At 66.8% G+C, this 20,498-nt stretch carries 16 protein-coding genes; 10 read left to right on the top strand and 6 right to left on the bottom strand.

Annotated elements, in window-relative coordinates; translation table 11 throughout:
- Positions 1-14: 14 nt before the first annotated feature.
- The 3 genes from DFO63_RS04370 (at position 15) to DFO63_RS04380 (ending at position 2,070) form a co-directional block, all read left to right on the top strand.
- Positions 15-902, top strand: a complete 888-nt coding sequence (locus tag DFO63_RS04370) for a DUF4097 family beta strand repeat-containing protein (RefSeq protein ID WP_119006504.1) — start codon at positions 15-17, stop codon at positions 900-902.
- 30 nt (positions 903-932) lie between these two features.
- Positions 933-1,538: a DUF2884 family protein gene (locus tag DFO63_RS04375; protein WP_119006505.1), complete on the top strand. Its 606-nt coding sequence runs from the start codon at positions 933-935 to the stop codon at positions 1,536-1,538.
- Between the two features lie 106 nt (positions 1,539-1,644).
- Positions 1,645-2,070 carry a hypothetical protein gene (locus DFO63_RS04380; RefSeq protein WP_042358832.1) on the top strand — a complete coding sequence of 142 codons (426 nt, stop codon included), beginning with the start codon at positions 1,645-1,647 and terminating at the stop codon, positions 2,068-2,070.
- Between the two features lie 70 nt (positions 2,071-2,140).
- On the opposite strand, the gene DFO63_RS04385 is transcribed toward DFO63_RS04380, so the two are convergent.
- Positions 2,141-3,568 (bottom strand): class II fumarate hydratase, encoded by a 1,428-nt coding sequence (locus DFO63_RS04385; RefSeq protein WP_119006506.1) that lies wholly within the window; start codon positions 3,566-3,568, stop codon positions 2,141-2,143.
- Positions 3,569-3,862: 294 nt separating this feature from the next.
- Between DFO63_RS04385 and purB the strand changes: the two genes are divergently transcribed.
- The 6 genes from purB to lpdA all read left to right on the top strand — a co-directional run bounded on the left by purB (position 3,863) and on the right by lpdA (position 14,081).
- Positions 3,863-5,230, top strand: a complete 1,368-nt coding sequence (gene purB / locus DFO63_RS04390; protein ID WP_119006507.1) for an adenylosuccinate lyase — start codon at positions 3,863-3,865, stop codon at positions 5,228-5,230.
- Between the two features lie 771 nt (positions 5,231-6,001).
- Positions 6,002-7,414, top strand: coding sequence for a cupin domain-containing protein (locus DFO63_RS04395; RefSeq protein WP_119006508.1), 1,413 nt, complete (start codon positions 6,002-6,004; stop codon positions 7,412-7,414).
- Positions 7,415-7,423: 9 nt separating this feature from the next.
- Complete coding sequence (locus tag DFO63_RS04400) at positions 7,424-8,320, top strand: GNAT family N-acetyltransferase (RefSeq protein WP_119006509.1); 897 nt, start codon at positions 7,424-7,426, stop codon at positions 8,318-8,320.
- A 186-nt stretch (positions 8,321-8,506) separates the two neighbouring features.
- Entirely contained in the window at positions 8,507-11,338 is a 2,832-nt protein-coding gene (locus DFO63_RS04405) for a 2-oxoglutarate dehydrogenase E1 component (protein ID WP_014037774.1), read from the top strand.
- A 40-nt stretch (positions 11,339-11,378) separates the two neighbouring features.
- On the top strand, positions 11,379-12,581 hold the full coding sequence (sucB, locus tag DFO63_RS04410) for a dihydrolipoyllysine-residue succinyltransferase (protein WP_119006510.1): 1,203 nt from the start codon (positions 11,379-11,381) through the stop codon (positions 12,579-12,581).
- Positions 12,582-12,644: 63 nt separating this feature from the next.
- Positions 12,645-14,081 (top strand): dihydrolipoyl dehydrogenase, encoded by a 1,437-nt coding sequence (gene lpdA, locus DFO63_RS04415; RefSeq protein WP_008264626.1) that lies wholly within the window; start codon positions 12,645-12,647, stop codon positions 14,079-14,081.
- A gap of 139 nt (positions 14,082-14,220) precedes the next feature.
- On the opposite strand, the gene DFO63_RS04420 is transcribed toward lpdA, so the two are convergent.
- Positions 14,221-15,117 (bottom strand): LysR family transcriptional regulator, encoded by an 897-nt coding sequence (locus tag DFO63_RS04420; protein WP_233490792.1) that lies wholly within the window; start codon positions 15,115-15,117, stop codon positions 14,221-14,223.
- 123 nt (positions 15,118-15,240) lie between these two features.
- Here DFO63_RS04420 and gstA point away from each other — a divergent pair, with 123 nt between their 5' ends.
- A complete protein-coding gene (gstA, locus tag DFO63_RS04425) occupies positions 15,241-15,843 on the top strand; it encodes a glutathione transferase GstA (RefSeq protein WP_101765776.1) in 603 nt (200 codons plus the stop codon).
- Between the two features lie 25 nt (positions 15,844-15,868).
- Here gstA and DFO63_RS04430 read toward each other — a convergent pair whose 3' ends face one another.
- The 4 genes from DFO63_RS04430 to DFO63_RS04445 all read right to left on the bottom strand — a co-directional run bounded on the left by DFO63_RS04430 (position 15,869) and on the right by DFO63_RS04445 (position 20,326).
- Positions 15,869-16,117: a hypothetical protein gene (locus tag DFO63_RS04430; RefSeq protein WP_101765777.1), complete on the bottom strand. Its 249-nt coding sequence runs from the start codon at positions 16,115-16,117 to the stop codon at positions 15,869-15,871.
- Positions 16,114-16,326 (bottom strand): hypothetical protein, encoded by a 213-nt coding sequence (locus DFO63_RS04435; protein ID WP_049438118.1) that lies wholly within the window; start codon positions 16,324-16,326, stop codon positions 16,114-16,116. Before DFO63_RS04435 ends, DFO63_RS04430 begins: the two co-directional genes overlap by 4 nt.
- Before the next feature lie 167 nt (positions 16,327-16,493).
- Positions 16,494-18,083, bottom strand: a complete 1,590-nt coding sequence (locus tag DFO63_RS04440; RefSeq protein ID WP_101765778.1) for an alkaline phosphatase D family protein — start codon at positions 18,081-18,083, stop codon at positions 16,494-16,496.
- Positions 18,083-20,326, bottom strand: a complete 2,244-nt coding sequence (locus DFO63_RS04445) for a TonB-dependent receptor (RefSeq protein ID WP_119006511.1) — start codon at positions 20,324-20,326, stop codon at positions 18,083-18,085. The genes DFO63_RS04440 and DFO63_RS04445 overlap by 1 nt, the downstream gene beginning before the upstream one ends.
- Between the last annotated feature and the right edge of the window lie 172 nt (positions 20,327-20,498).

Below are 20,498 nucleotides of genomic sequence, written 5' to 3' on the forward strand. Positions count from 1 at the left end.
CGGAGGCACCACCCATGCGTTCCCTGCTCGCCTGTTCTGCGTTGTTGCTGTTGCCGCTGTCGGCGCTGGCCGCCGATGCTCCGAACTGCAAGTTCACCGCCGCCCGCACGCTGAAGCTGGATGTGGCCGGCGCCAAGGCGGTGGTGCTGGAGGTGAACCAGCATGACCTGAAGGTCGTCGCCAGCAAGGGCGGTGGCCAGCTCGATGGCCGCGCCTGTGCCTCCAGCCAGGAATGGCTGGACCAGCTGGTACTGGACCAGCGCAGGGAAGGCGACAAGCTGGTCGTCAGCCTGCGCCGCGACGGCCGCCACAGCGGCATCAGCCTGGGCAACAGCTATGCCTGGCTGGACATCCGCGGCAGCGTGCCGGACAACCTGCCACTGCAGCTCAAGGTCGGCTCCGGCGATGCCAGCGTGGACAACGCCCAGTCGCTGAGCGTGGACGTCGGCTCGGGCGACGCGATCGTTCGCGGCACCCGCGGCAGCATCCACGCAGCGGTGGGTTCGGGTGACCTGGACATCGACGGCGGCGGCTCGCTGAACCTGCTGTCGCTGGGTTCCGGCGACGTCAAGGCGCGCAACATCGGTGGCGATGCGGTCACCGGCACCGTCGGTTCGGGCGACCTGAAGATCAGCGATGTCCGCAGCAACGCGCGGCTGGACACCGTCGGTTCCGGCGATATCGGGTTCAAGCGCGTGCAGGGCAACGTCGAGGTCGGCGTGGTCGGCTCCGGTGATGTCGATCTGTCCGAGATCGGCGGCAACGTGCATGTGCGCAGCCATGGTTCGGGGGACATCCAGGTCGATGGCGTGCGCGGCAGCCTGACTGTCGACCACAGCGGCAGCGGCGATGTCGGCCACCGCAACGTCAGCGGCACGGTCACCCTGCCCCGCAACAAGTAACCGCCACCCGACCGATTCGAGGGAATTGCCATGAACCTGCTGCGCGTGCTGCCTGCCACCCTGCTGTGCCTGCCGCTGATCGCCTGCGGCGGCACTTCCTCCACGCCCGACAAGACCATCGGCAAGAGCGTCGCCGAGGCCACCAGCGGCGTCGGCCAGACCGTCAAGGAGGCCATGGACGATGCCCGCAAGGAAATCACCGAGGGCAACATCAAGATTTCCGCCTCCAACCAGCCACAGGCCGAGATCACCCCCGACGGCCGTCTGCTGATCGACGGCAAGGATGTACCGGCCGATGCCAACCAGCGCCGCCAGCTGCAGGCATACCGCAGCCAGGTGGTGGCCGTGGCGAATGAAGGCATGGAGATCGGCCTGGCCGGCGCCAAACTCGGCACCGATGCTGCCAGCGAAGCGCTGAAGGGCATCTTCAGTGGCGACAGCGATGGCATCGAGAAGCGGATCAACGCCAAGGCGGCGAAGATCGAGGCCCAGGCAAAGCGCATCTGCGAGCGCCTGCCGGCGATGCTGGCCAGCCAGCAGGCGCTGGCCGCATCGCTGCCCGCGTTCAAGCCCTACGCAACGATGGACCAGAGTGACGTCGACGACTGCGGCAAGGACACCGTGGTCCAGCGCTAGGCCTGTGACAGATCAGCGCACCCGGCCGGCAGTGGCGCCCTGCTGCCGGCCGCAGTGCGCCGACCGGCTTACAATGGCGGCCCCGGACGCCCCCGAACCGAATGCCATGAAGAAGTTGTTCCTGCTGCTGGCCGCCCTGCTCTGCCTGGGCCTGGTCGGCTGTGACAAGGATTACCGCAACCACCGCGCCGAGCGCGGCAAGCCCAAGATTTCCGTCAGCGAAGGCATGGTCACCGTGCGTCGCCCGCCGGCACCGAACATCATCATCCTCGGCGATGGCTCGATGAAGGTGGACGAGATCCAGATCCCGCTGGACGAGGCACAGAAGCAGATGCTGCAGACCATGTTCGGCAAGCTGCAGGTGCTGCGCCAGAACACCCTGGTCGCCGCCCCGGCCGATCCCAACATGCAGCCGGTGAAGATCCAGCCGCCGGAGGGCATGGAGGTGATCCCGGCCGACCTGATCCAGCGCATCCCGGAATTCAAGGATTACACCGACACCTTCGGCAACATCGTCGCCGACCGTCGCTGAAGAAAAACGCCGCCCAAGGGCGGCGTTCCTGCGTGTGGTGGGTGCGGACCTTGGTCCGCACGCCGTTCGATCAACCGCCGCCGCCACCGCCCCCCGCCTGGATGCCACCAGCAGTCAGCGCGGCCGGGTCCAGCAGGCGGCGCAGCTCGGCTTCGTCCAGGCCGCTGTCCTCCAGCGCGACGTCCAGCACCGGGCGCTGTTCCTTGTAGGCACGCTTGGCGATGGCCGCCGCCTTCTCGTAGCCGATGATCGGGTTCAGTGCAGTGACCAGGATCGGGTTGCGCGCCAGCGCCTCGGCTACACGGTCTTCGCGCACCTTCAGCCCGGCAATCGCGCTGTCGGCCAGCAGGCGGGACACATTGGCCAGCAGGCCGATGCCATCCAGCAGGTTCACCGCGATCAGCGGCAGGGTGACATTGAGCTGGAAGTTGCCGGTCTGCCCGGCCACGGTGATCGCGGTGTGGTGGCCGATCACCTGCGCGCAGGCCATCACCGTCGCCTCCGGAATCACCGGATTGACCTTGCCCGGCATGATCGAGCTGCCCGGCTGCAGCGCCGGCAATTCGATCTCGCCCAGCCCGGCCAGCGGACCGGCGTTCATCCAGCGAAGGTCATTGGCGATCTTGATCAGCGCCACGGCCAGTGCATTGAGCTGGCCCGACAGTTCCACGGCATCATCCTGCGCGGCCAGGCCTTCGAACTTGTTCTCGGCGCTGTCGAACTTGAAACCGGTCTGCTGCTTCAGCGCCTTGGCCACCTGCGCGCCGAAGCGCGGATCGGCATTGATGCCGGTACCGATGGCGGTGCCGCCGAGCGGCAGGCGACGCACGCGCTTGAGGCTGTCTTCGATGCGCTCCTGCGCCGAGGCCAGCTGTGCGGACCATGCGCCGAACTCCTGCTCGAAGGTCAGCGGCATCGCATCCATCAGGTGCGTGCGGCCGGTCTTGACCACCTTGCGCAGGCTGCGGCCCTTCTTGTCGAGGGTCTTGCGCAGGTGCACCAGCGCCGGCAGCAGCTGCTCATGCGCCGCCAGTACCGCCGATACGCGCAACGCGGTCGGGATCACGTCATTGGAGCTCTGCCCCTGGTTGACGTGGTCATTGGGGTGCACCGCGGTCTTGCCGGCCTTGCCGGCACGATTGGCCAGGGTGGCGATGACCTCGTTGGCATTCATGTTCGAGGAAGTGCCCGAACCAGTCTGGTAGACATCGATCGGGAACTGCGCGTCCCAGTTGCCGGCGGCCACTTCGGCGGCAGCGGTCTGGATGGCCTTGGCCACGGTCTTCGGCAGATGGCCCAGCTCGGCGTTGACGCCGGCAGCAGCGCCCTTGACCAGGCCCAGTGCACGGATGAAACCGCGCGGCATGCGCTGGCCCGACACCGGGAAATTCTGCACGGCACGCTGGGTCTGCGCGCCCCACAGGGCGTCGGCAGGCACCTGCAGTTCGCCCATGCTGTCATGTTCGATTCTGAAACCCTTGCTTGCAGCTTTGCTCATTGCATCAACTCCGCACTACTTCAGTTGGGGAAAGGGAAGCGGCGGCTGGCAGGGTGTCGCTTCCCGGGCTGGCGGCTGCGCCAACGATACTCCCTTGCCCGTAGCGTGGGATGACGAGGACGGGCCAGATCGTTCCGTCTGCACGGCCGTTCCGCACGCGCAAGGGGTAGTGCCGGCTGCTGGCCGGCACTCCATGGAATCGTGGGCCGGGCGTGGTAGCCGGCCAGCGGCCGGCACTACCTCACCGGCACGTCGTAGAATATCGGCCCCGCCGCTCGTCCCAGCCCTGCCGACATGTCCGATTCCGCCCTGCTCGCCCTGTCCCCGCTCGATGGCCGCTATGCCGGCAAGGTCGACGCCCTGCGCCCGATCTTCTCCGAGTACGGCCTGATCAAGGCCCGCATCACGGTCGAGGTGGAATGGCTGCTGGCCCTGGCCGCCGAGCCGGGCATCGTCGAACTGGCGCCGTTCTCCGACGCCGCCATCGCCCGCCTGCGCGCGCTGGCCGCCGGCTTCAGCCCGGCCCAGGCCGCGCGCGTGAAGGAGATCGAGCGCACCACCAACCATGACGTCAAGGCGGTGGAGTACTTCATCAAGGAACAGCTGAAGGACGACGCCGAGCTGGCCCCGGCGCTGGAATTCGTGCATTTCGCCTGCACCAGCGAAGACATCAACAACCTCAGCTACGGGCTGATGCTGGAACAGGCGCGCCGCGAGGTGCTGCTGCCGACCCTGGACGGCATCGCCAGCACCCTGCGCACCCTGGCCCACGCCCATGCCGGCCAGCCGATGCTGTCGCGCACCCACGGCCAGACCGCCTCGCCGACCACCCTGGGCAAGGAACTGGCCAACGTGGTCGCCCGCCTGGAGCGCCAGCGCAGGCAGATCGCCGCCGTCGAACTGACCGGCAAGATCAACGGCGCGGTCGGCAACTACAACGCCCACATCGCCAGCTACCCGGACGTGGACTGGCCGGCCTTCGCCGAGCGCTTCGTGACCGGCCTGGGCCTGGTGTTCAACCCGTACACCACCCAGATCGAGCCGCACGACAACATCGCCGAGATCGGCGATGCCGCACGCCGCGCCAACATCATCCTGATCGACCTGGCCCGTGACATCTGGGGCTACGTTTCGCTGGGCTACTTCAAGCAGCGCCTGAAGGAAGGCGAAGTCGGTTCGTCGACGATGCCGCACAAGGTCAACCCGATCGATTTCGAGAATGCGGAAGGCAACTTCGGCATCGCCAACGCGCTGTTCGAACACTTCAGCGCGAAGCTGCCGATCAGCCGCTGGCAGCGTGACCTGACCGACTCCACCGTGCTGCGTGCGCTGGGTACCGCGTTCGGCCACAGCCAGGTGGCACTGGATTCGCTGGCCAAGGGCCTGGGCAAGCTGGAAGTGAACCCGCAGCGCCTGGACGCCGATCTGGACGCGGCCTGGGAAGTGCTGGCCGAGGCCGTGCAGACGGTGATGCGCCGCCACGGCCTGCCGAATCCGTACGAGCAGCTGAAGGCGCTGACCCGCGGCCAGGGCATCACGGCCGAGTCGATGCGTGCGTTCGTGCAGGGGCTGGAGCTGCCGGCGGATGCGAAGCAGCGTCTGCTGGAGATGACCCCGGGCAGCTACACCGGCCTGGCCGAGTCGCTGGCGAAGAAGATTTAAGGGTTTCCTTTGCGGCGGCGGCCGCGGGCGCTGCCTGCGGCAGGCTTTACTGCAACGGCAACAGCAACTGCAACGTCAAAGGCGGCTCTGGGTTATGCCGTGCTTGGCGGGGCGGGTTGGGTTCGCGGGGGACGCCGTGAACCCGTCCCTGGGGGCTTGGCCGCGGCATCCATGCCGCGGACACCCCCGCGAACCCATCCCGCCCCACCTCTGACAGATTTCCGGTGACGGATCGAAGAGCATTGGGTTATCGAGATGGAATTTGAAAGAGGGACGCGGCTTCGCCGCGTCCCTCTTTTGTTTGTCCGATGGGGTCAGGAGCATGAGCAAGCGCAGCGCGCGACCCGCTGTTGCCTTTGATCTTCTTCCATTCCGTGGCGGGCCGCGCAGGAAACTGTCAGGGGACGGGCGGGTGGGCCATGCAGGGGCGTTGGCGCCATGGATGGCGCCATCGAGCTTACAGGGGTGAAGGCGCTTTGCTTGCGAAGCACTGCTTCGCAAGCGCCTGAACGCACAGCCGCCAGCGACTGGGCCGGGCCCCGGAGGGGGACTTGCAGCGTCCCCTGCATGGCCCACCCGCCCGGCCCAGCTCATGAAGACGGTCGACTAACAGTCGACCCTACCAAGATGTCGCCACAAGGGGCTCCGCCGTTGGCCGGACACCCCGCGACAAACCCGCGCACGTGCGCAATCCCCACGAACGGCGGACAATGGACATCTCAGGCGGTCCGCCACACCGCCCCTCCCGCTTTCCGCTGCAAGGATCCCCCCATGGCCGCCCGTAAATCCACCGCCCCCGTCATCGAAGTCACCGCCCGCCCCGGACAGCCGCTGGGCATGTCCCCGGCCGTGTTCCTGCGCGACTTCTGGCAGAAGCGCCCGCTGCTGATCCGCAATGCCTTCCCGGACTTCCAGACCCCGGTGCAGCCGGAAGACCTGGCCGGCCTGGCCTGCGAGGAAGGCGTGCTGGCGCGCCTGATCGAGCACGACAAGACGCAGGACAGCTGGCGCGTTCGCAGCGGCCCGTTCCAGGAAGACATCTTCCCCGCCCTGCCCGACCACGACTGGACCCTGCTGGTGCAGGATGTCGACAAGTGGGACAAGGACGTGCGCGCCCTGATCGAGCACTTCAGCTTCCTGCCGCGCTGGCGCATGGATGACGTGATGATCAGCTTTGCCGCCACCGGCGGCTCGGTCGGCGCCCACGTCGACCAGTACGACGTGTTCCTGCTGCAGGCCCATGGCCATCGCCGCTGGCAGATCGACGCCAGCGAATCGATCAAGGGCAAGCAGCCGCCGCTGGGCTTCCGCCCGGACGTCGAACTGAAGCTGCTGAAGGTGTTCAAGCCGACCCACGACTGGGTGCTGGCGCCGGGCGACATGCTGTACCTGCCGCCGAACGTGCCGCACCACGGTGTCGCCGAAGATCCCTGCCTGACCTTCTCGTTCGGCATGCGCGCACCGGCGTCGGCCGAGCTGATCAGCGACTACCTGGACACCCTGATCGCCGATGCCGACGAGAACATCCGCTACCAGGATGCCGACCTGAAGGTGCCGGCCGACCCGAACGAAATCGATACGGTGGCGATGGCACGGGTGATCACCGCCCTCAACGCCATCCGCATGAACGACCCGGACAAGCTGGGCGACTGGTTCGGCCGCTTCATCACCACCTACCGCGCCGCCGGCGAAGTGATGGCCCACCAGGCCGCACCGGCCGCGGAGGAAGTGGTCGAAGCGCTGGCCTCGGGCCTGCTGCTGCAGCGCCACCCGTGGGCCCGCCTGGCCTGGCGCCGGGCCAAGCGTGGCGCCAGCCTGTACGTCAGCGGCCAGGACTTCGCGCTGCCAGTGAAGGACGCGCAGCGCCTGGCTGGCGCCGAACAGCTCGATGCCGCCGCTTATCGCGGCCTGTCCGACAAGGGCCGGGCCGTGGTCCAGCAGCTGCTGGTCGGTGGTGTGTTCCAGCTGATCGACCCGAATGAGGTATACGAGGCCGAAGACGAGGAAGACGGCGAGGATGCCGTGGTGCTCGGCGAGGTCGTCGAAGGCCGCGACCGCGTGGATGCGATCGACGCCGATGCGGTGTCCGACGATGTCCACTCCGTGACCGTGCACGACGACGGTATCGAGGTCATCGTCAACTTCGAGGACGACGAAGAAGACGACAGCGCCGGCCGGGCCTGAGCCATCGCCATGATCCGGGTCCAGCAGGTCAGCCACGCCGATGCCCACGTCGCCATCCACGAGGTGCGCCAACGCGTGTTCGTGCAGGAACAGGGCATCGCCGCCGAGCTGGAACGCGATGCGCTGGACCCGGTCAGCGCCCATGTGCTGGCGCTGGACAGTGACGGCCAGCCGGTCGGCACCGGCCGGCTGGCCCCGGACGGTCGCATCGGCCGCATGGCCGTGCTGGCCAGCCATCGCAGCAACGGTGTCGGCGAGGCCCTGTTGGAGGCACTGGTCGAGGCTGGGCGCAGGCTCGGCCTGGCCGAACTGCACCTGCACGCCCAGCTGCCGGCCCGCGATTTCTATGCCCGCCAGGGCTTCCTGCCCGAGGGCGAGGTGTTCGAGGAGGCCGGCATCGGCCACCAGCAGATGCGCCGCCGGCTGGGCGCGGCCAGCGCCATCGACAGCTGCGCCGAGGCGGTGGCCATCACCACCGCCATCATCCACCGCGCCCGCCGCCAGCTGTGGCTGCACAGCCGCCAGCTGGACCCCGGACTGCTTGACGCACCGCCGGTGCAGGCCGCCCTGCGCCGCTTCGTCACCGCCCGTCACGACAAGCAGCTGCGGGTGATCGTGCACGACGCGGCCGCGATCGCCGCTGCCGGCGCGCCGCTGCTGGCGCTGGCCCAGCGCCTGCCCAGCGTGATCCAGTTCCGCGAGGTCAGCGACCCGATCGACCGCGCGCTGGCCTCGGCGTGCCTGCTCAACGATGCGGGCGACTTCTACTTTCGTCTGATCGGCCATCGCCTCGACGGCGAGGCCGGCATCGCGCTGCCTGCACGTTCGCAGCCGTTCGAGCAGCAATTGCAGCGCGTCTGGGACCGTTCGCGCGATTGCAGCGAACTGCGTGCGCTCGGCATCTGAGCGCGCGCCACCGCGCCAACCTGTCTGGGAGCGGCACCGGGGGACGCACGATGCCTCGGGTGGTGCCCCTTCGTGTCCGGTTGGGGGTACAATTTGGCTGTTTGAACGCGCCCGTGCATGGCTATTCATCTTCGTGCCGGGTCCTTCTGAAGCCATACCCCACAAAGCGAATCAACACCCTCCATCGTGGACAATCAACTGAAGCAGTTTGCGCAATCTTCGCAACTCGCCGGCGGCAACGCCTCCTATGTCGAGGACCTGTACGAGCAGTACCTGGTCTCCCCGGATAGTGTCGATCCCAAATGGAAAACCTACTTCGACGGCTTCAAGGGCCGCGAAGCAGGTGACATTCCGCACTCGGCCGTCATCTCCCACATCGCGGACGCGGCCAAGGATGCGCTGAAAGCCGGCACCGGCAATGGTGCGGGCGACGAGCGCGAGCGCAATGTCGGTCGTCTGATCACCGCCTACCGTTCGCGCGGCCACCTGGACGCCCGCCTCGATCCGCTGGGCCTGGCCGCGCCGGTCAACACCCCGGACCTGGGCCTGCCGTTCCACAGCCTGTCCGATGGCGACCTCAACAGCGAGTTCAGCACCGGCGGCGTCGGCGGCCAGCCGCGCATGAAGCTGCGCGACCTGCTGGCACGCCTGAAGGCGACCTACACCGGCTCGATCGGTGCGGAGTTCATGCACATCTCGGAGGTCGAGCAGCGCCAGTGGATCTACAAGAAGCTGGAAGCGGCCGGTGGCAACTACCAGCTGGACGCTGACACCCAGCGCCGCACCCTGGAGCGCCTGACCGCGGCCGAAGGCCTGGAGCGCTACCTGCACACCAAGTACGTCGGCCAGAAGCGCTTCTCGCTGGAAGGCGGCGACTCGCTGATCCCGATGATGGACACCATCATCCGCAGCGCCGGCAAGGATGGCGTCAAGGACGTGGTGATCGGCATGGCCCACCGCGGCCGCCTGAACGTGCTGGTCAACACCCTGGGCAAGAACCCGCGCAAGCTGTTCGACGAATTCGAAGGCAAGTTCGAACACGACGAGCACGCGTCGGCCGGTGACGTGAAGTACCACATGGGCTTCTCCGCCGACGTCGCCACCGACGGCGGCCCGGTGCACCTGGCGCTGGCGTTCAACCCGTCGCACCTGGAAATCGCCGACCCGGTCGTGGCCGGTTCCGTGCGTTCGCGCCAGGAGCGCCGCAAGGACACCGCACGCAAGCAGGTCATGCCGATCCTGATCCACGGCGACGCGGCCTTCTCCGGCCAGGGCGTGGTCATGGAACTGTTCCAGATGTCGCAGGCCCGCGGCTTCGCCGTCGGCGGCACCGTGCACATCGTGGTCAACAACCAGGTCGGCTTCACCACCTCCAACCCGCTGGATACGCGCTCCACGCGCTATGCCACCGACGTGGCGAAGATGATCGCCGCACCGGTGCTGCACGTGAATGGCGATGATCCGGAAGCCGTGGTGTTCGCCGCACAGCTGGCCTTCGAGTTCCGCCAGACGTTCGCCAAGGACGTGGTCATCGACCTGATGTGCTACCGCCGTTGGGGCCACAACGAGGCCGACGAACCGGCGATCACCCAGCCGCTGATGTACCAGGTGATCCGCAAGCACGCCACCACCCGCGAGATGTACGCCGAGCAGCTGGAAAAGGCGGGCGTGATCGCCGCCGGTGCCGGCAAGGCGATGGTCGATGCCTACCGTGAGAAGCTGGACGCCGGTGAAGTGACCACCGAGCTGGCCAAGGTCGAGAAGACTCCGCCGACCAGCCCGCTGTTCGTCGACTGGCCGAAGCTGCTGGAAGGCAAACTGTCCGATCCGGTCTCGACCAAGGTCGAGAAGAACAAGCTGGTCGAGCTGGCCAAGCTGATCAACACCATTCCGGACGAAGTGCAGCTGCATTCGCGCGTGGCCAAGGTCTACGACGACCGCCGCAAGATGGCCGCCGGCGAGATCCCGGGCGACTGGGGCTTTGCCGAGAACCTGGCGTACGCCACCCTGCTCGACGAAGGCAGTGCCCTGCGTCTGGTCGGCCAGGACGTCGGCCGCGGCACGTTCACGCACCGCCACGCGATCCTGCACGACCAGAAGACCGACAACTACTACATGCCGCTGCGGCAGCTGGTGGATTCGCCGGAGAAGGCCACCGTCATCGATTCGCTGCTGAGCGAAGAAGCGGTGATGGCCTATGAGTACGGCTTCTCCACCACCGATCCGAACACGCTGTGCATCTGGGAAGGCCAGTTCGGCGACTTCGCCAACGGTGCCCAGGTCGTCATCGACCAGTTCATCGCCGCCGGTGAAGCCAAGTGGGGCCGCATCTCCGGCCTGACCCTGCTGCTGCCGCATGGCTATGAAGGTCAGGGCCCGGAACACAGCTCGGCGCGCCTGGAGCGCTTCCTGCAGCTGTGCGCGCTGGAGAACATGCTGGTGGTCGTGCCGTCGACCCCGGCACAGGCCTTCCACATGCTGCGCCGCCAGCTGCACCTGACCACCCGCAAGCCGCTGGTGGTGATGTCGCCGAAGTCGCTGCTGCGCCACAAGCTGGCCGTGTCGACCCTGGACGAACTGGCCAACGGCGAGTTCCAGCACCTGATCGGCGACGCCAACGCGGACGCCAAGAAGGTCAAGCGCGTGGTGCTGTGCTCGGGCAAGGTCTACTACGACCTGCTGGAAGACCAGACCAAGCGTGGCCAGGACGACGTGGCGATCATCCGCGTGGAGCAGCTGTACCCGTTCCCGCGTGCGCTGCTGGCTGCCGAACTGAAGAAGTACGGCAAGGCCACCGACGTGGTGTGGACGCAGGAAGAACCGCAGAACCAGGGTGCGTGGTACCAGATCCGCCACCACCTGCAGTTCTGCCTGGCCGATGGCCAGAACCTGCACTACGCCGGTCGCGCACGTTCGGCTTCGCCGGCTGCCGGTCACATGGCTGACCACGTCCGCGAACAGCAGCAGCTGGTCGCCGATGCACTGGTCAACCCGTTCAACGACACGTTCGCTGAATAATCCTCCCCCTATTTAGAAGACAAACCAGGAAGCTCCCGCAATGGCCACCGAAGTCAAAGCCCCGGTACTGCCCGAATCCGTCGCCGACGGCACCATCGCCACCTGGCACAAGAAGGTGGGCGACGCCGTCAAGCGCGACGAAAACCTGCTTGACCTGGAAACCGACAAGGTCGTCCTGGAAGTGCCGTCGCCGGTCGACGGCGTGCTCAAGGAAATCAAGTTCGCCGAAGGCTCGACCGTGACCTCCAGCCAGGTCGTGGCGATCATCGAGGAAGGCGCCGTCGCTGCTGCCCCGGCTCCGGCCGCTGAAGCCGCTCCGGCTGCCGCTGCTGCCCCGGCCGCCGCGGCTCCGGCCGCTGCCGCCGCTCCGGCCCCGGCTGCCAAGTCGGCCGCCGACGCGCTGCCGCCGGGCGCCCGCTTCACCGCTATCACGGAAGGCGTGAACCCGGCCGACGTCGACGGCACCGGCCGTCGCGGCGCGGTGACCAAGGAAGACATCGTCAACTTCGCCCGCAACGGCGGCGCCGGCAAGGCCGGTGGCGCACGTCCGGAAGAACGCGTGCCGATGACCCGCATCCGCAAGCGCATCGCCGAGCGCCTGATGGAGTCGAAGAACTCCACCGCCATGCTGACCACCTTCAACGAAGTCGACCTGTCCAAGGTGTCGGCCGCGCGCAAGGAACTGCAGGACGAGTTCGTCAAGGCACACGACATCAAGCTGGGCTTCATGAGCTTCTTCGTGAAGGCCGCTGCCAACGCGCTGCAGCGCTTCCCGCTGGTCAACGCCTCGATCGACGGCGACGACATCATCTACCACGGCTACTCGGACATCTCGATCGCCGTGTCGACCGAGAAGGGCCTGGTCACGCCGGTGCTGCGCAACGTCGAACGCATGTCGTTCGCCGACATCGAGAAGACCATCGCCGACTACGCCAAGAAGGCGCGTGACGGCAAGCTGAGCCTGGAAGAACTGCAGGGCGGCACCTTCACCGTGACCAACGGCGGCACCTTCGGTTCGCTGCTGTCGACCCCGATCATCAACCCGCCGCAGAGCGCCATCCTGGGCATGCACGCCATCAAGGAGCGTCCGATCGCCCAGAACGGCCAGGTCGTGATCGCGCCGATGATGTACCTGGCGCTGTCGTACGACCACCGCATCATCGACGGCAAGGACTCGGTGCAGTTCCTGGTGGACATCAAGAACCAGCTGGAAAACCCGGGCCGCATGCTGTTCGGCCTGTAAGAAACCTCCCGCCCCTCCGCGCCTGCGCGGAGGGGTTCTGGTAATGCATCAAGGAATAATTCAATGGCTGAACAATTCGACGTCGTCGTCATCGGTGCCGGCCCGGCCGGTTACCACGCTGCCATCCGCGCGGCCCAGCTGGGCCTGAAGACCGCCTGCATCGACGCAGCGCTGGGCAAGGACGGCAAGCCGGCGCTGGGCGGCACCTGCCTGCGCGTGGGCTGCATCCCGTCCAAGGCGCTGCTGGATTCCTCGCGCCAGTTCTGGAACATGGGCCACATCTTTGGCGACCACGGCATCAGCTTCAAGGATGCCAAGATCGACGTCGAGGCGATGGTTGGCCGCAAGGACAAGATCGTCAAGCAGTTCACCGGCGGCATCGGCATGCTGTTCAAGGCCAACAAGGTCGCCGCCTACTACGGTTTTGGCGAACTGCAGCCGGGCAACGTGGTCAAGGTCACCCAGCATGACGGTTCCATCGTCGAGCTGAAGGGCACCAACGTCATCATCGCCGCCGGTTCGGATTCGATCGAACTGCCGTTCGCCAAGTTCGACGGCGAGACCATCGTCGACAACGTCGGCGGCCTGGACTTCACCGAAGTGCCGAACCGCCTGGCCGTGATCGGCGCCGGCGTGATCGGCCTGGAACTGGGCAGCGTGTGGAAGCGCCTGGGCGCTGAAGTCACCATCCTGGAAGCACTGCCGGAGTTCCTGGCCGTGGCCGACGCCGAAGTGGCCAAGACCGCTGCCAAGGAATTCAAGAAGCAGGGCCTGGACATCCGCCTCGGCGCCAAGGTCTCCAAGACCGAGATCACCGGCAAGGGCAAGAAGAAGGAAGTCGTTGTCACCTACACCGACAGCGAAGGCGAAAAGACCCTGACCGTGGACAAGCTGCTGGTGGCCGTTGGCCGTCGCGCCGCCACCAAGGGCCTGCTGGCCGAAGGCACCGGCGTCAAGATCAACGAGCGCGGCCAGATCGAAGTCGACGCGCACTGCCACACCGGCGTCAACGGCGTGTGGGCGGTCGGCGACTGCGTGCGCGGCCCGATGCTGGCGCACAAGGGCTTCGAGGAAGGCATCGCGGTGGCCGAGCTGATCGCCGGCCTGCCGGGCCACGTCAACTTCGACACCATCCCGTGGGTCATCTACACCGAGCCGGAACTGGCGTGGGTCGGCAAGACCGAAGCCCAGCTGAAGGCCGAAGGCATTCCGTACAAGGCCGGCAGCTTCCCGTTCGCCGCCAACGGCCGTGCCGTGGCGATGATCGAGCCGGCTGGCTTCGTGAAGATCCTGGCCCATGCCGAAACCGATCGCATCCTCGGCATGCACCTGGTCGGCGCCAACGTCTCCGAACTGGTGCACGAAGGCGTGCTGACCATGGAGTTCAGCGGCTCGGCCGATGACCTGGCCCGCATCTGCCACGCCCACCCGTCGCTGTCGGAAGTGATCCACGACGCGGCGATGGCGGTCAGCAAGCGCGCCATCCACAAGGCGAACTGATCTGCATCCGGGTAGGTGCCGACCGTTGGTCGGCACGCGCCTGCAAACAAAGAACCCCGCCTCGGCGGGGTTTTTTGTTGCCCGCACCCCTGCCGGGCAGCTGACGCCCCCGCGCTCGGGCTCCCCGCCGGTAGCGGGCTCACGCTGATCCAGACGCACTGCCCGCAACGGCCGTGGCCAGCTCCTGCATGAAGACCTGCGTTGCACGCGATGCGCGACCCGCCGGCGAACAGACCAGGCCAAACAATCGACGGATGGCCGGCTTCACCGGCAGCACGCGCAGGCCGTGGAGATCGTCCGGCAACGTCGATTCCGGCACCAGCGAGACGCCCAGTCCCTCGCGCGCCAGCACGCACGCGCTGGCCCAGTCGCGCACGGTCACCCGTACGTCGCTCAGCTGTAGACCAGCGTCCGCCATCAAGCGCTGACCGTTCACCGCACAGCCCCCTGTTGCGAGGATGAAGGGTTCGCCCGCCAGCTCGCTCAAGGCCACCCCGCTTTCCGTGGCGCGACGCCCCAGCGGATGCGCCTGCGGCAGCACCGCCATCCACCCATCGCTGCCCAGCATCAACGGGACGCGATCGGCAGCGGGGTTCATCACCACGCCGGCATCGACCGTGCCCGATTCGAGCCAGCGCTCGACCTCCTCGTCCGTACCCTCCACGATCACCACCTCGATGCCCGGGTGGCGGCGCTGGAAATCCCGCAGCAGCGCTGGCAGCACGCTGGAAACGAGTGACGGGAAGGTCGCCAGACGGATGCGTGCGCCACTGAACCCCTGGCTGTCATCGGCCAGCGCACGGATCGCCTGCAGGCCGCCCAGCATGATGCGTGCGTGTTCGATCACCCGCTGCCCGAGCGCAGTGATCTCCACCTGGCGCCGCTCGCGCACGAACACCGCAAACCCCAATGAGGATTCCAGCTGGGCCAGGGCCTGGCTGGCACCGGACTGGCTGATGCCGACCCGGTCAGCGCCGCGCGAGATGGTTCCCTCGTCAGCCACCGCAACCAGCAGGCGCCAATGGGCAAGATTCATCATGACTGGCAGTAGCCCAGCTTATGGCAAGAAAATCGAAGATTGATTTTACCGGATACCGCTCGCACAGCAGACTGCCTCGCATCGGCTGGCCCAGCCGTCCTTTCCCCCTCGAGACCGTCCATGAAGCTGTACTACGCGCCCTACACCTGCTCGCTGTCGCCCCATATCGTGCTGCGTGAGCTCGGCCTGCCCTTCGAGCTGATCAAGGTCGACAACGCCAGCAAGCAGACCGCCGATGGCCGCGATTTCCGCACCATCAACCGCAAAGGCTATGTCGCGGCGCTGGAACTGGATGACGGACAGGTGCTGACCGAAGGCCCGGCCATCGTCCAGTACCTGGCCGACCTGAAACCCGGATGCGCGCTGGCGCCGCCCGCCGGCAGCTGGGAGCGGGTGCGACTGCAGGAGTGGTTGAACTTCGTGACCAGCGAGATCCACGCCGGCTCGGCGCCGCTGTTCAACGCCGATCTGCCGGAAGCGGCCAAAGCCTTCTTCCGGCAGAAGCTGTTCAAGCGTTTCGACCTGCTGCAGGAGACGTTGGCAACGCAGGACTTCCTCATGGGGCCCGACTTCAGCGTGGTCGATGCCTACCTGTTTACGGTGCTGGGTTGGTGCCGCTTCTTCTCCATCGATCTGGCGCCGTGGCCGGCCCTGCCTGCCTATGTCCGCAGGATCAACGCACGACCGGCCGTGCAGGCGGCGCTGCGTGCCGAGGCAGCATGAGGTGGAGCCGAGCATGGGCTCGGCTCTACACCTTCCCAGTGGGCTTCTTCGGCGGATCCTCACAGACCCTGTGCTGCACAACCGTATCGCCGACCTTCCATTCCTTCGCGACCCTGCAGCGCTCCTTGGCCTTCTGCACAGAGACCGCTGCAGCGTTCGCCTCATCGGCAGCGGCGGTCTGCTGGCGTTCCAGCCACACCGAGGGCGGCGCTGGAGGTGCGGCCAGTACCGGGGCCGCCAACAGGGCCAGACCGACCAGCAGCACCCTCCTCATGCGGGAACCACCCGACCACCGAGCAACCGCGCCGGCAGCATGAACAGCGCGCGCAGGAAGGCGAACAGCGCCGAGAAGGTGATGCCGACCAGGCGGAACGGCAGGCTCAGCAGCCACACGAACGGCCAGGCGATCAGGGCGAGGATCGCCAGCGGCCAGCACAGCACGAACAGCAGGCACCACACACCGAGCGCGAACAGGGTCTTCATCACGGTCTCCTTGGGGCGGCACCCTGCCGCCTGCGGACACCTTGGCGCCCCGCCCAGGCCGCCCGCAAACGGTTTGCGACGAAACCCGGGCTGGGAGCGATGAAACCAGTGGTTAATGCGGTTGCCGGCCAGCGGCCGGCACTACCCGCCATCGATCAGGATCGGATTCACACCGGGACTGCGCCCGGGCGGCCGTGGGTCACCTGGAAACGCGCCGCTGTACGCACCGCCGCATCCGGGCGCAGCACGCTGTCGGCGAAGCGCAGCTCGGCGTCCATGGTCTGCCGGTTCAGCTGCAGCTTCCACCAGCCACGGCGGTCGCCGTCGAAATAGCGGATATGCGGATTCTGCGGAATCGACGGCCCGTAGTACGGGCCATAGGGCGTATCGTCGCCGCCACTGCTGATTGCCGGGGCGATGAATTCGGTGGCCACGACCGGCGCACTGGCCGCGTCGAAATCCAGCTTCAGATCGTTGACGAAAGAGGAATGCCAGTCACCGCCCAGCACGATGGCATTGCCCTGCCCGCCCGCCTGCATCGCCTGCAGCAACCGGTTGCGTGCGGCGGGATAGCCATCCCAGGCGTCGTTCCAGAAGCGCTCGCGTGGCGTGCCGCCGTCCAGCCGCAGCTGCGCCATCAACAGCTGCTGCACCACCACGTTCCAGCGCGTGCCTTGCGCGGCGGCCATCGACTGCGCGAACCACGCTTCCTGGCCCACGCCGAGCATGCTCATGCGCGGGTCCAGTGCGGCATCACAGCGTGGCGACTCGCCGACGCCACAGGGATTGGCCGGGCGGAACTGGCGGCAATCGAGCAGCGTCAGCTGTGCCAGGTCGCCATAGCGCAGGCGCCGGTGCACGCGCAGGCCGCCATTGCCCGCCGGCGAGCTGCGCATCGGCAGGTGTTCGTAGAACGCGCGATAGGCTGCCGCACGACGCACGATGAAATCTTCGGTCGATACGCCGGGCTTTTCCGGGTGGATGCCGGAGTAATCGTTCTGCACTTCATGGTCGTCCCAGATCACCGCGAACGCGTGTGCGGCGTGCGCGGCCTGTAGATCCGGATCGAGTTTGTACAGCGCGTACTGGTCACGGTAGCGCTCCAGGCTGACGGTCTCGCCGCTGAAGCGCTCGGCATCCAACGCGCGACCACGCGCGTTCTGCAGCGGGCTGTACTCGTACAGGTAGTCACCGGCATGCAGCACCAGGTCAACATCACTCTTCGCGATATCACGCAGGACCGGGTAGTAGCCACTGTTCCAGGCCTGGCAGGTGCACAGGGCCAGCCGCAGCTGCTGCAGTTGCGTGTCCAGCAGCGGCGCGGTGCGGAAGTGGCCGACCGCGCTTTCCTCATCGCCGTCGCAGGCAAAACGGTAGTAGTAGTCGCGGCCTGGGCGCAGTCCGTTGACCTCCACGTGCACCGAGTGGGCCAGCTCGGGCACCGCGGCCGCAGTCCCCCGCTGCACCAGCCGGCGCATGCCGGGGTCTTCGGCCACGAACCAGCGCACCGGCACCGCCCGCGACGGCATGCCGCCGCCATTGAGCGGGTCCGGTACCAGCCGCGTCCACAACACGGCCCCCTGTGGATCCGGATCACCGGCGGCGACACCGAGGGTGAACGGATCGCGCCCCAGCCGCGGCCGTGGGCCGGCCGTGGCCAGCCCCGGCATCGCCGCCAGCGCGATCGCCGCCCCCGTGCCCTGCCACGCCATGCGCAGCAGACGACGACGGCGTTCCGGATCGACAGGCCCGCGCATCAGAAGCGCACGGTGGCGGTAGCCATCACCTGGCGCGGCGCACCGACCTGCATGGTCGCCAGGCTGCGGGTCGGGTCGGCGGCGTAGGTGCCGTTGGTGTTGATCGAAGACAGGTAGCGCTTGTCGGTCAGGTTGGTCAGGTTCAACGCCACGGTCAGGTTCTGCGCCGGGCCGAGCTTGCCGAAGTCATAGGCCACCGAAGCGTTGACCAGCCAGTAGCTCGGCACCGATACATCATTGGTGTAGGTCACGTAGCGCTTGCCCACGTGGTTGGCCGACAGGCGCATGTCCCACGGGCCCGGGGTCCAGGCCAGGGTGCTGGCGAACATCCATTCCGGGGTGTCGACGGTCTTCTTGCCGCGGGTCGGCACCACGCCGTTGTTCACGTAGTCGTTGTCATAGGTGCTGTCATTCCAGGACAGCGCGTTGGACCACGACAGGTCCTGCATCGGCTTCAGCTGCAGCGTCGCCTCGGCGCCACGGCTGGTCACCGAACCCACGTTGGAGAACAGCGCCGGGCAACCGAGGATGCCCACGCACTGTGCGATCGCCAGCAGGCGGTTGTCGAACTTGACGTCGTACACCGCAACCGAGGCTTCATAGCCACGGCCGTAGCCACGCCAACCCAGCTCGATCGTGCGCGACTGTTCCGGCTTCAGGTTCTGCGCGCTGGCATCGAAGGCGGCCTGCGGCACGTTGAACGGACTGCCCACGCCCAGTGCATAGGCCGCGATGTTCTTGGCGAACGAACCAAAGATCTCGTTGCCTTCGTTGAGCTTGAAGTTGAAGCCGGCCTGCGGCAGGAAGCCCTTCTTCGAGGTCAGGCTGCTGTTGTTGGCATAGCTGCCCAGCGGCGTGCGCACGCTGGTGCGGGTGTGCGGCGACTTCGCACCGATGTCGATGGTCAGCCGGTCATCGAACAGGCGGAAGCGGTCCTGCACGTAGAACTGGCGGGTGATGGTGGTGTAGCGCTGGTGCCACACGCGCTGGTCCGGGTTGCGCAGGAAGAAGTCGTCGGTGATCGGGCCGTCGATGTAGTAGAAGTTGCGCTGCACGCTGTGGCCGTTGTCCTCGTACCAGAGACCGGCTTCCAGTTCGTGGCCGCCAACGTTCCAGGTGAACGCCGAGGTCACGCCGGTACGGTCGATCGCGTACTCGGTGGTGCGGATCGAGATCGGAATCTCGCGGCTGGTGCCCGGGTTGGACGGATTGGACGGGCTGAACCAGTGGCCCTGGCCACGGTTGCTGTGGTTGTAGACATTGACCTTCAACCGCATCGACTCGTTCAGGCCGAAATCGCCGGCGATGCTGGACAGGTCATCGTTGCGCAGGCCGTGGCCGGAGTAGTACGCATCCCACGGGCTGTTGACGCCGCCGCTGAATTTCCCGCGTGCCGCGGCGACGGCGCGATCCCAGTCCGGCGCGTAGTTGTCCCAGTCCCAGCCGAGGCGATCGATCATCTCCAGCGACAGGTCCTGGTAATCGGCCTCGACGCGGCGCGGAGCGTTGAACAACGCGGTGATCCTGCTGTCTGTTCCGAAGTTGTAGGTGGCCTTGCCGTTGAACTGCTTCAGCTCCTGCGAGCCCTTGCCCTTCCACTTGTCGCCTTCCGAATACACGCCGGACAGGTAGGCGGCGAAGCCCTGGTGCTCACCGGTCTCCAGGCGCGCATAGCTGCGGCGCGCACTGTCACTGCCGAAGCCCTGCGCCAGCACCACGCCGTACTCGGTGGACGGATCGATCGAATAGAACTGGAACACGCCACCGAGGTTGCTGGTGGACGGCGTGCCCAGCGCGCCGATGCCGGTGGACACTTCGGCACCGCCCAGATTCTCGCTGATCACCGCACGGCTGATGTGCAGGCCGTTGCTGTTGCCATAGGCCATGTTGCCCAGCGGGATGCCATCGAGGGTGTAGCCCAGGCGGTTCTGGTTGAAGCCACGCAGGCTGATGGTGGTGGACCATTCGTAGGCGCCGGTGGCATCGGCCGACTCGAAGTGCACGCCCGGCTTGCTGGCCAGCAACTTCAGCGGGTTGGCACCGGGCGGCAGGATCTTCATGTCCTCGGCGGTCACGCGCTGCACCTGGCGGGCTTCGCCGCGGCCGATCACCGAGATCGAATCGAGGGTGGTGGCCGACGGTGCGTCGGTGGCGGGGGCGGTTTCAGCGGCAGCCAGCGACGGCAGCGAAGCACAGACCAGCAGGGCCAGCAGATTGCGGCGAAGCGGAGCGTGGGACGGCATGGAGGCGGATTCCTTGGGCACGCTGGACGCCGAAGGGCGGCGTCGAAGGGCAGCAGCGGCGGAATCGTAGAAGCGTCGCGTTACATGTCATTTACACGCCACATACGGAATTTTGGCGTTTCGGATGGTTTACCGGCCGTGGGGTGGTTGCCGGCCAGCGGCCGGCACTACG

The sequence above is a fragment of the Stenotrophomonas sp. AG209 genome (genome assembly GCF_003550055.1).
GTDB lineage: Bacteria > Pseudomonadota > Gammaproteobacteria > Xanthomonadales > Xanthomonadaceae > Stenotrophomonas.